Annotated in this window: 9 protein-coding genes; 3 read left to right on the top strand and 6 right to left on the bottom strand. The window is 71.5% G+C overall.

Annotated elements, in window-relative coordinates:
- The first annotated feature begins 33 nt into the window (after positions 1 to 33).
- Positions 34 to 1743 (top strand): LamG-like jellyroll fold domain-containing protein, encoded by a 1710-nt coding sequence (locus tag Apa02nite_RS05180; RefSeq protein WP_203824046.1) that lies wholly within the window; start codon positions 34 to 36, stop codon positions 1741 to 1743.
- Between the two features lie 60 nt (positions 1744 to 1803).
- On the opposite strand, the gene Apa02nite_RS05175 is transcribed toward Apa02nite_RS05180, so the two are convergent.
- The 5 genes from Apa02nite_RS05175 to Apa02nite_RS05155 form a co-directional block, all read right to left on the bottom strand.
- Entirely contained in the window at positions 1804 to 3054 is a 1251-nt protein-coding gene (locus Apa02nite_RS05175; RefSeq protein WP_203824045.1) for an IPT/TIG domain-containing protein, read from the bottom strand.
- Positions 3055 to 3068: 14 nt separating this feature from the next.
- Positions 3069 to 4505, bottom strand: coding sequence for an IPT/TIG domain-containing protein (locus Apa02nite_RS05170; protein ID WP_203824044.1), 1437 nt, complete (start codon positions 4503 to 4505; stop codon positions 3069 to 3071).
- Between the two features lie 115 nt (positions 4506 to 4620).
- The gene (locus Apa02nite_RS05165) at positions 4621 to 5640 is read right to left on the bottom strand and encodes a threonine aldolase family protein (RefSeq protein WP_067704592.1); all 1020 of its coding nucleotides are present in this window, start codon (positions 5638 to 5640) and stop codon (positions 4621 to 4623) included.
- Positions 5633 to 7024, bottom strand: coding sequence for a class II 3-deoxy-7-phosphoheptulonate synthase (locus Apa02nite_RS05160; protein ID WP_067704595.1), 1392 nt, complete (start codon positions 7022 to 7024; stop codon positions 5633 to 5635). The genes Apa02nite_RS05165 and Apa02nite_RS05160 overlap by 8 nt, the downstream gene beginning before the upstream one ends.
- Before the next feature lie 61 nt (positions 7025 to 7085).
- The gene (locus tag Apa02nite_RS05155) at positions 7086 to 8579 is read right to left on the bottom strand and encodes a glycosyl hydrolase family 18 protein (protein WP_203824043.1); all 1494 of its coding nucleotides are present in this window, start codon (positions 8577 to 8579) and stop codon (positions 7086 to 7088) included.
- Between the two features lie 172 nt (positions 8580 to 8751).
- Between Apa02nite_RS05155 and Apa02nite_RS05150 the strand changes: the two genes are divergently transcribed.
- Positions 8752 to 8988, top strand: coding sequence for a hypothetical protein (locus tag Apa02nite_RS05150; protein WP_203824042.1), 237 nt, complete (start codon positions 8752 to 8754; stop codon positions 8986 to 8988).
- A 7-nt stretch (positions 8989 to 8995) separates the two neighbouring features.
- The gene (locus tag Apa02nite_RS05145) at positions 8996 to 9673 is read left to right on the top strand and encodes a DUF429 domain-containing protein (protein ID WP_203824041.1); all 678 of its coding nucleotides are present in this window, start codon (positions 8996 to 8998) and stop codon (positions 9671 to 9673) included.
- Positions 9674 to 10210: 537 nt separating this feature from the next.
- On the opposite strand, the gene proC is transcribed toward Apa02nite_RS05145, so the two are convergent.
- Positions 10211 to 11023 (bottom strand): pyrroline-5-carboxylate reductase, encoded by an 813-nt coding sequence (gene proC / locus Apa02nite_RS05140; protein ID WP_203824040.1) that lies wholly within the window; start codon positions 11021 to 11023, stop codon positions 10211 to 10213.
- Positions 11024 to 11079: the final 56 nt, after the last annotated feature.

The raw sequence follows: 11079 nt of genomic DNA, 5'->3' as shown, positions 1-11079 counted from the left end.
CGTCCCCGGCGGGACCGAGGGAGGCCGGCGAAGGTGGATGGCGCGCGCGGACCGGGGATCGACACTCCGGCCGGCTACACCCGGCTGCGCCGGATCGGCGCGGGTGCCGAGGCGGACGTCTTCCAGGCCTGGGAGGAGCACGCCCAGGAGTGGGTGGTGCTGCGGATCTTCCACGGCTACGTGTCCGGCCGCCGCCAGGAGGCCGACTTCGCCGATCGGTACGAGTCGGCCGCCCGGCTCGGCGCCCACCCGGGCATCGTCGGGGTGCGTTCCGGCGGAGTGACCGCTACTGGTCGCGCCTGGCTGGCCACCGACCTGGTCCGGGGCGGCACCCTGGCCGACGCGTTGCGGTCCGGCCCGTTCCCGCCCGAACGGGCGCTCGCCCTGGCCGCGGTGCTGGCCGACGCGCTGGCCTGGGCGCATGCGACACCGGTGACGCACGGGCGACTGGATGCCGACCACGTGCTGCTGGCCGCGGACGGGCAACCGATGCTGACCGGTTTCGCCCTCGCCGCGGCCGAGCAGTCGCCGCGTGCCGACGTGTCCGCGCTGGCCGTGCTGCTGGTGCACCTGCTGACCGGCCGGCCCGGCACCACGACACCGGAGCTGGCCCGGTATCCCGGGCTGGCCGCCGTACCGGGCCTGATCAGGTTGCTCGCCGACGGGCAGGTGCCGGCGTCGGCCGCCGAGTTCGCGTACCGTCTCCGCGACATCGCCGCCCGCCTGCAGCAACCCGCGCTGTCCGCCCCGTCCGGCGCCTACCCCGCGCTGACCGCGCCCTCGGGCGCCTACCCGGCTCTCACCGCGCCGTCCGCGACGTCCGCCCGCCTCACGGTCCCGACCGCGACGCATCGCGCGCCGACCCAGGAGAATCCGCTTCTGTACGCCCGGAAGCGCCCGGCCACCGGCCGCCGCCGCGCCGGCCTCACCGCCGTCGGGCTGGTCGTGGCGGTCGCCGGCGCCGTCGGCGCGGTCCACCTCGCCTCGGGTGGCACCGAAACGCCCAGTGCGCTGCCCGCCACCGCGCCCGCCACCGGAACCGGCGGCGCGGCCGTCACCCCGACCTGCCCGCCGGCCACCACCGAGGTCGCCGACGGAAGCCGCCCGGCCACCCTGTGGTGGCCGTTCGACGAGGGCACCGGCACTGTCGGCTGCGACGCCGCCGGCAGTGACACCGCCACGCTGAGCGCCGGCGCGGGCTGGCGCACGGTCGTACCCACCGCGCTGCGGCTGACCGCGGACACCGCCGGCAGTTACGCCTCCGGCTCCGCGCCCGCGGTCCGCACCGACCAGAGTTTCACCGTGATGGCCCGGGTCTTCCTGACCGACACCGACGCCACGCACGGCGTGCTGTCCCAGCCCGGCTCGACGAGCAGCGGTTTCATCCTCAAGTACGAGAAGCGGACCGACTCCTGGCGGCTGATCATGCCGCGCACCGACGTCGCGTCGCCGGTGGTGGACGGCCCGTCCTCGACCACCAAACCGGTGGTCGGCGCCTGGACCCACCTGGCCGCGGTCTACGACGCCGGCGCGCGGCAGATCACCCTCTACGTCGACGGCACCGCCGAGGACACCGTCGCGCACCCGCAGTCCTGGAACGCCACCGGCCCGGTGCAGGTCGCCCGCTCCTGGTACGACGGCGCCTGGACCGACCGCTTCGCCGGCGCGATCGCCGACGTGCGGGCGTACCAGGAGGTCGTGCCGGCTGCGGAGATCGACACCATCGCGAACCTGTCACGCTGAGAAGGGGTGGCCGAAGATCGGCCACCCCTTGTCGTGCTCCGCCGCCGCCGCGGCGGGCCGTCAGTTGTCGGTGTAGCTGAACGCCGCCGCGCTGGTGAACCGGCTGGCCTTGCCGGAACCGGAGGTGAAGCTGACCCAGACCGGCCCGGCCGCGGTGGCCGGCGGCGCGACGCAGGCGAACGTCGTCGTCGCGCCGGCGCCCTGCTTCAGGCAGACCGCCTCGTTCTCGCCGAACATGATGCCGGTCGAGTCGCCGATGCTCGTGCCGGCCACCTTGACGGTGACCTTGACGCCGCCGGCCAGCGTGGAGGTGTTCGCCGAGAGGGCGGTCACCACCGGCACGACCGACACGGTGGCCTCCGCGCCGACGATGCCGTCCCGGGCGACCGCGACCTGCGCGGTGTCCGCCGCGCTGGCCCCGGTGACGATCTTCAGGTGGGTGGCGTCGACGTAGGTCGCGCTGAACGCCCGCTTGTCCACCAGCACGGTGAGCTTCTGGGTGGCGAACTCCTTGGCGGTGTCGCCCAGCGTCCCGTCGGTGACGGTGAGGACCAGCGGTCCGCCACTGGCCTTGAACGCCGGCTCGTCGCTGACGTCGACACCCAGCGGGGTCGCGTAGGTGACGCTGGTCTTGGCGCCGGCCTCGCTGCTGCCGCCGTCGGTCTTGATCGTCACCGCGGCGGCGCCGGCCACCCCGGCCGGGGCGATGGCGGTGATCCGGGTGCCGGAGAGCACGGTGAACGAGGTCGCCGCGGTGTCGCCGAAGGTGACCGCGTCCGGGTCGTCGGGGTCGACGGCGAGGAAGCCCGCGCCGTTGATCGTCACGAGCGCGCCGCCGGCCGCGCTGACCTTGGCGGGCGCCACCGTCGCGACGGTCGGGCGGTACGCCACCAGCGTGGTCGACTCGGTCTGCGCGACACCCTTGACGAACAGCTGGATCGACACCGCGGCAGCCTTGGAGTACGACGGCGCGATGACCTTGAGGTGGGTCTCGTCCACCCAGGCGATCTTGGCGGCGGTGCCACCGACCTTGGCGGTGATCTTCAGGGCGCCGAACGCGGCCGCCGTGGCGCCCACCGTGCCGCCGCCGACGGTCACCGGGATGACCGTGCCACCGGCCAGCTTGGCCGAGACCTTGTCCTCGAACTCCACGGTCAGCGCGTCGCTCTCGGCGAGCACCGACACCGTGCCGGACGGGAGGACCCGGGCCGGCGCCGCGAAGGCACTGCCGGCCGCCGACACGCCGCCGACCACGACCACGGCCGCCACGGCGATACCGGCGGCACGACGGGACTTCTTCGAGTGCGTCATGGCCATCTCCATCGTCAGTCGAGGTCCGTGTAGCTGAACGTGGCGGCAGCGCTGTACCGGCTCGCGGCACCGCTACCCGAGGTGAAGCGCACCTGCACCGGACCGGCATCGGTCGCCGACGGGACGGTGCAGACGTACGTCACGGTCGCGCTGGCGCTGCCCTTCTGGCAGGTCGCCGCGTTCGAACCGAAGGTGAAGTCGGTCGCGGTGGCGGCGCCCAGGCCGGCCACCTTGACCTGAATGCTCTTGCCACCGGTGATCGGTGAGGCGATCAGCGAGAGAGCGGTCACCACCGGCGCGATCGGCACGGTCACCGCCGGTCCGGGGACGACACCCTGCAACAGGCGCACCTCGGCCGACTCCGCGTTCGAGGCCGGCACGGTGACCCGCAGGTGGGTGGCGTCCACGTAGGTCGGGGTGAGCTTGGTCTTGCCGAGCTGCACGGTGATCTGCGCGGCGGCGAAGTCCTTGGTGCTGTCGCCGAGCGAGCCGCCGGTGACGGCCAGCACGTGCGTGCCGCCGCCGGCCCGGAGGAACTGGTCGTCGGCGATGTCGACGGCGAGCGGTCCGCGGTAGCTGAGCAGCGGCCCGTCGTCCGCGCTGGACGCGTCCGGTGTGGTCACCTTGACCACTGCGGTCCCGATGGTGCTGGTGGCCGGTACGACGGCCGTGATCAGGGTTCCGGAGGTGACCTCGAAGGAGGTCGCCGGGGCGCCGCCGATGGTGACCGCGTCGGCGTTCGTCTCGTCCACGCTGAGGAAGCCGGCCCCAGCGATCTTGATGGTGTCGCCGCCGATGACGTTGGCCGCGGTCGGCGCGGTCGAGCTGACCCAGGGGAAGACGTTGACCACCGAGGTGGACGGGGTGCCGGCGTAACCGTCGTGGTTGAACTGGATGACGGCCGGGCCGGTCTTCATCGACACCGGGGTGACCACCTTGACGTGCGTCTCGTCCACCCATTTGACCTTCGCGGCCAGGCCGCCGACGGTCGCGGTGATCTTCATGGACGCGAACGCGGTCGCCGACACGCCGACCGAGCCCCCGCCGACCTCGACCGGGATCTCGGTGCCGCCGATCGCCTTGGCAGCGACACTGTCGAAGGTGGCGGTCAGCAGCATCCGGTACCCGAACTTCGGGGCGGAGCGGCTGGTGCCGCCGCTGGTCTTCACCGTGATCACGACCGTGCCGGTGCCCGGGGGGCTGACCGCGATCATCTTGGTGTCGGAGACGACCTCGATCCGGGTCGCCGGGATCACCCCGAAGAGGACCGACTCGGGGTCGGTGGTGTCGACCTTCTTGAAGCCCGTCCCCAGCAGGACGACAGCCGTGCCGCCCTCGGTCTCGCCCACCGTCGGCGAGCTGCTGGAGATCGTGGGTGCCGTCGAGACAACGGCCTGGAAGGCTCCGGTCGCCGAGAAGGCCGCGGCCGGCTCGGCAAGGGTCACTGCCACGCTGCCGGCTACGACAACAGCGGTGGCCGCGAATGCGGTAGTGGCCCTGCGGGCCCGAGAAGTCTTCGCCATCACGAAGGATTCATCGGGACCGCCGGGCCACGCCTGTGGGAAATTACGAGAGCAGAACGGTTAGCACCGAGGTCGCCTCGTCGATGTCCGCGTCGTCCACGTCCAGGTGCACCACCAGGCGGGCCAGGCGGGGCAGCATCGCCGCGATCAGCACACCACGCTCGGCCGCCGCGGCGGCCAGCTCGACGGCGTCCAGCGGGGACTTGGTCAGGTCGAGCGGCACCAGGTTGGTCCGCACCTTGGCCGGGTCGACCACACCGAGCGGCGCCAGGCCCTCGGCGAGCCGGCGGGCCCGGGCGTGGTCCTCGGCGAGCCGCTCCACGTGGTGGTCCAGGGCGTACCGGCCGGCGGCGGCCAGGATGCCTGACTGCCGCATGCCCCCGCCCATCCGCTTGCGGATCACCCGGGCCCGGGCGATGTGCTCCCGGCTGCCCACCACGAGCGAGCCGACCGGGGCACCGAGGCCCTTGGACAGGCACACCGCGAGGGTGTCGAAGAGCGCGCCGTAGCTGGCCAGCGGCACCCCGTCGGCGACGTGCGCGTGCCAGATCCGGGCGCCGTCGCAGTGCAGCGCGACCCGGTTGGCGTCGGCGACCGCGCGCAGGTCCCGCAGGGTGGCCAGCGGGATCACTCCGCCGCCGCCCAGGTTGTGGGTCTGCTCGACGGCGATCGCCGCGGTCGGCACCGACGGGAAGCCGGCCGGGCGGATCATGTCGGCGATCCGGTCCACGTTCAGCGTGGCGCCGGTCGACCCCCAGGTCCGGGTGGAGATCCCGCCGAGCAGCGCGGCCGCGCCGAGCTCGTACGTCACCACGTGCGCGTCCGCACCGGCGAGCAGCTCACCGCCGGGCGGGGCGATCAGCTGCAGGGCGATCTGGTTGGCCATCGTGCCGGACGGGGCGAACAGTGCCGCCTCGTGCCCGAACAGGTCGGCGACGTGCCGCTCCAGCGCGTTGACGGTCGGGTCGTCGCCGAACACGTCGTCGCCCACCTCGGCGGACGCCATCGCCTCGCGCATCGCCGGGGTGGGCCGGGTGACGGTGTCGGATCGCAGATCAACCACGGAGCATCTCCGCCACCAGGAAGGCCAGTTCCAGACTCTGCTGGGTGTTCAGGCGGGGGTCACAGGCGGTCTCGTACCGGTCGGGCAGGTCGAGGTCCTCGATGCCCTGTGCGCCGCCGAGGCATTCGGTGACGTCCTCGCCGGTCAGTTCGATGTGGATGCCACCCGGGTGGGTGCCGAGGCCGCGGTGCACCTCGAAGTAGCCGAGCACCTCGTCGACGATCCGGTCGAAGTGCCGGGTCTTGTACCCGTTCGAGGACTCGTGGGTGTTGCCGTGCATCGGGTCGCACTGCCAGACCACCTTGGCGCCGGTGGCGTGCACCTTCTCCACGATCGGCGGGAGTGCGTCGCGCACCTTGCCGTTGCCCATCCGGCTGATCAGGGTGAGCCGGCCCGGGATGTTCTCCGGGTTGAGCTTCTCGCACAGCTCGATCGCGGTCTCCGGGCTGGTGGACGGGCCCAGCTTCACGCCGATCGGGTTGGCGATCCGGCTGATGAAGTCGATGTGCGCGTGGTCGAGCTGGCGGGTGCGCTCGCCGATCCAGAGGAAGTGGCCGGAGAGCCCGTACGCCTTGTCGCCGGAGACCCGGGTGAGCGCCCGGTCGTACTCCAGTGCCAGGGCCTCGTGCGAGCAGTACAGGCTGACCGTACGCAGGGCCTCGGCGTCGGTCATCCCGCAGGCGCGGATGAAGTCCAGCGCCCGGTCGATCTCGCGGGCGATCGCCTCGTAGCGCTCACCGGCCGGCGAGGCCCGGACGAAGTCCTTGTTCCAGTCGTGCAGCCCGTGCAGGTCGGCGAGGCCACCGGCCAGGTACGCCCGGAGCATGTTCATCGCGGCCGCGGAGTTCGCGTACGCCCGGATCATCCGCTGCGGGTCGGACACCCGGGCCGCGTCATCCGGATCCAGCGAGTTGATCATGTCGCCGCGGTAGGCCGCCAGCCCGAGCGAGTCGGTCAGCGACGACCGGGGCTTGGTGTACTGACCGGCCACCCGGGCCACCTTGACCACCGGCATCGACGCGCCGTACGTCAGCACCACCGCCATCTGCAGCAGCGTGCGCGCGTTGGCGAGCAGGTGACTCTCGGTGTTGTCGGCGAACGTCTCGGCGCAGTCGCCGCCCTGGAGCAGGAACGCCTTGCCCTCGCACACCTCGGCGAGCCGGGCGCGGAGCTGGTCGACCTCGTACGGCGCGACGATCGACGGGACGTTCTCCAGGACCTTGCAGACCGAGGCGACCTCACCCATGTCCGGCCAGGGGGGCATCTGCACCCGGGGCAGGTCCCGCCAGCGATCGAGGCCCAGGGCCTCGTCCTCGGCGGAGTCGGTGGACGGGCGGGAGGTCGCCACTCCCGGATGACTGAGCTGGTGCCACTCACGGCGCATGGTAAGAGCCTACGAAAACGGGGCACCGGGCCTGGACCCGGTGCCCCGCATTCTCAAAAATCTACAGGTTGCCCTTGATGGCGCTGATCAGCTCACCGTTGCTGGTGTCGCCGGAGAACTCCCAGAAGAACGCGCCGCCGAGACCCTGGTTCTTGGCGTAGGTCATCTTGCCGGCGATCGTCGACGGGGTGTCGTAGCTCCACCAGTTGGTGCCGCAGTACGCGTACGCGGTGCCGGCCACCGTGCCGTTGGCCGGGCAGCTGGACTTGAGGACCTTGTAGTCCTCGATGCCCGCCTCGTACGTGCCGGGAGCGGCGCCGGTCGCGCTGCCACCCGGAGCGGCCTGGGTGACCCCGGTCCAGCCACGGCCGTAGAAGCCGATGCCGAGCAGGATCTTGCTGGCCGGAACGCCCTTGCTCTTCAGCTTCTGAATCGCGGCGTCCGAGTAGAACCCGGCCTGCGGGATACCGGTGTACGAGGTCAGCGGCGAGTGCGGGGCGGTCGGGCCCTGCGCGGCGAACGCGCCGAAGTAGTCGTACGTCATCGGGAAGACCAGGTTCAGCTTCGCGATGCCGGAGGCGTAGTCGGCGACGTCGAGCTTGCCGCCGTTGGAGCCGTCCGCGGAGATGGCCGAGGTGATCAGGAAGCTCGAGCCGAACTTGGTGCGCAGCGCCGAGATCACCTTGTTGTAGGAGTCCGGGCCGCTCGCGTCGCAGCTCAGGCCACAGGCGTTCGGGTACTCCCAGTCCACGTCGATGCCGTCGAAGACATCGGACCAGCGGGAGTCCTTGACCAGGTTGTAGCAGGAGTTCGCGAACGCGGTCGGGTTCGCGGCGGCCTGGGTGAAGCCACCGGACCAGGTCCAGCCACCGAACGACCAGATGATCTTGATGTTCGGGTACTGCTTCTTCAGCTTGCGCAGCTGGTTGAACGAGCCGCGCAGCGCGCCCGCGTCCCAGGTGTCGGCGACGCCGTCGACGCTCTCGGCCGCGGAGTACGCGCGGTCGTAGTCGGCGTACGAGTCACCGATCGAGCACTGGCCGCCGGTGGTGTTGCCGAAGGCGTACAGGATGTGCGTGAGCTTCGCGGCCGAACCCGAGGTGACCAGGTTCTTGACGTGGTAGTTGCGGCCGTACACGCCCCACTCGGCGAAGTAGCCGACGACGTTCTTGCCCGAGGTTCCCGGCGGCGTCGTGGTCGGTGCCGTGGTCGGGGTGGTGGTCGGCGGCGTCGTGGTGGGTGCCGTCGTCGGGGTGGTGGTGGGCGGGGTGGTGGTCGGAGCGGTGGTCGGGGTGGTCGTACCGCCACACACGCCGCTGTCGATCCAGACGTCCCAGGCACCACTGTGGGTGGCCGGGGACTCGTTCTGGGTCCACCACTTGGCGGTGTAGTTGTGGCCACTCTGTGAGGCGGTGTTGTCCTTCACATAGGTGGCCGTGGCAGACCAGGCGGTGGCACACGCGGTCGCGGCGTTCGCCTGCACGAGCGGGACCGAGGCGGAGGCCCCGATCACGACCGCGCTGACGAGCAGCGCCCGGCGGAGGGTTTTGCCCACTACGGTCTCCTCAGTTTTATTTAAGAAACTTTCCAGAGGGAGGGATGCAGAGACCGTAGTCACATCGATTAACAACAGTCAAGCGAGGTGAACAGCTTTAAGGTCTCTTTAACAGACGCTTGGGCGCAAACACGGCGTGCATTCAACCCACCACACCCAGTAGTCTTCGGTCATGACCATCTTCGACGTCAGCATTGACGCCCCCACCGGTGGCGTGACCGATTTGGACCGCCACCGCGGCCCGGTCCCGCCGGTGGTCAATGTGGCCTCGCACCACGGACCGACCCCGCGGTCCGGCACCCAGTCTGCCCACCGGCAGCCCGGCCCCGCCGCGGAAATCGACGTTTCCGAGCCGGTCCGGCCCGGTCGCGAGCCGGTCCCGGCCGTCGTGCGGCCGCTGCTCCGCTGAGCTGCCGATGAGCCTTCACGTGATCGGCGTCGACGCCTACGCCCTCGGCTGGGTAGGCGTCGAGCTCCGCGACGGCGCCTTCGGCCGTGCGGTGCTCGCCTCCACGCTCTACGAGATCGTCGCGGGCAGCTCCGGCGCCGCGGTGATCGGTGTCGACATCCCGCTCGGCATGCTGCCCGACCGCTGGCGCAGCGCCGACACGCTCGCCGCCGACCAGCTCGGCCCCCGCCGCGGCAGCGTGTTCCGGGTGCCGCCACGCGCGGTCTGGATGGAACCGGACTTCGCCACCGCCAACCGCCTGTGCCGTGAACTCACCGGCGCCGGCCTCAGCCGCCAGTCCTGGGCGCTGCGGCCCAAGCTGCTCGAGGCCAACGCGCTCTGGGAACGTCACCCCAAGCTGCTCTTCGAGGCCCACCCGGAGGTGTCGTTCCGGACCATGGCCGGCGAGACGCTCCCGTTCGCCAAGAAGACCTGGGCCGGTCAGGCCCGCCGCCGCGAACTCCTGGCCCGCCACGGCATCGTCCTGCCCGACCAGCTCGGCCCGGCCGGCCAGGCCCCGCCCGACGACATCCTGGACGCCGCCGCGGTCGCCTGGACCGCCCACCGCGTCGCCACCGGCACCGCCCTGTCCTACCCCTCCCCACCCGAGGAAGACGGCGACAGCCAGATCGCTATTTGGTACTAAACCCTATTTTGTACGAATAAAGGAGTCCCCGCCGGAGGCTACCAGCCACGCCCCCGGGCAGCGGCCACGCGAGACCGCAGCCACGCACCGCCCAGCCGCGCCCCCAGACTTCGGCTGGCTCCCAGCGCCCTTATCAGACCGGGATAACGGCCCTCAGAACCAGCTGTGCACACCCGCGCCAGACCGCGGCTGCTCCCGGCCCAGCCTCGCCCCCCAGAAGATTCCGCGCACGCCGGACCGCAGCCACGCACCGCCCGGCCGCGCCCACAGACTTTGGCTGGTTCTCAGGGGTGTCTCCGCAGCGCGGAGACACCCCTGAGAACCAGCCGGAACCCCTCACCGCGCCGCTCTCCGGAGCGGGCCGCCGTCTGGCGCTGCGTGTGGAGTTCGGGCGCGCTGCGCGCCCGAACTCCACACGCTCGCGGCCAGCAGCCGCGCTGCGGTCCCGACCGGCCGCGGCGTCGCGCGGCCCCTCCCCCGGGGCGTGGCTCGTAGCCTCCGGCGGGAGCTCCGTTGTTCGTACCGAATAGGGGTTGATCAGACGGCTTGCGCGGCGATCTCGCGGGCACGGTCCCGGGCGGCCTCGAGGGCGGCGGACATCGCGGCGCGGACGCCGTGGATCTCCAGTTGGCGGAGCGCGGCGGCCGTGGTGCCGGCCGGTGAGGTGACCGCTTCGCGGAGTTTGACGGGGTGTTCGCCGGCGTCGCGGAGCATCGTCGCGGAGCCGATCGCGGTCTGGACGATCAGCTCGTGTGCGACCGGGCGAGGCAGACCGAGCAGGACACCTGCGTCGATCATGGCTTCGACCAGGAGATAGAAGTAGGCCGGGCCGGAGCCGGAGAGCGCGGTGACCGCGTCCTGCTGGGACTCCGGGACCCGGACGGTCGAACCGACCGGCCGGAACATCTCCTCGGCGAGCGCCAGGTGCTCCTCGGTGGCGTGCGGACCCGCGGAGATCGCGGTCATCCCCTGGTCGACGAGCGCCGGGGTATTGGTCATCACCCGGATCACCGGGGTGCCCTCGGGCAGCCGGGCCGCGAAGAACCCGGTCGGCAGGCCGGCGCAGAGCGAGACGACGAGCTTCCCGGCGGGGAGCGCGGGACCGATTTCGTCCAGCAGCTTCCCGGCGTCCTGAGGCTTGACCCCGATCGCCAGGATGTCGGCACGGGCGGCCGCCTCCACGTTGCCGACCACCGCAACACCGTATTTTCCGGACAGCTCCGCGCCACGCTCCGGACGACGGGCGGTGATCAGCAGCCGGTCGACCGGCCAGCCGGATCGCAGCAGGCCGGCGAGGACGACCTCGCCCATCTTGCCGGTGCCGAGGACCGCGACGGTGTGCTTGGTCAACGCGAAGCTCCGTTCACAAAAATGAATGCCGGGGGCGAGCCGCCCCCGGCATTCAT

It is taken from the genome of Actinoplanes palleronii, assembly GCF_016862315.1.
GTDB classification, from domain to species: domain Bacteria; phylum Actinomycetota; class Actinomycetes; order Mycobacteriales; family Micromonosporaceae; genus Actinoplanes; species Actinoplanes palleronii.
This window is presented reverse-complemented; position numbering and strand designations above follow the sequence as displayed.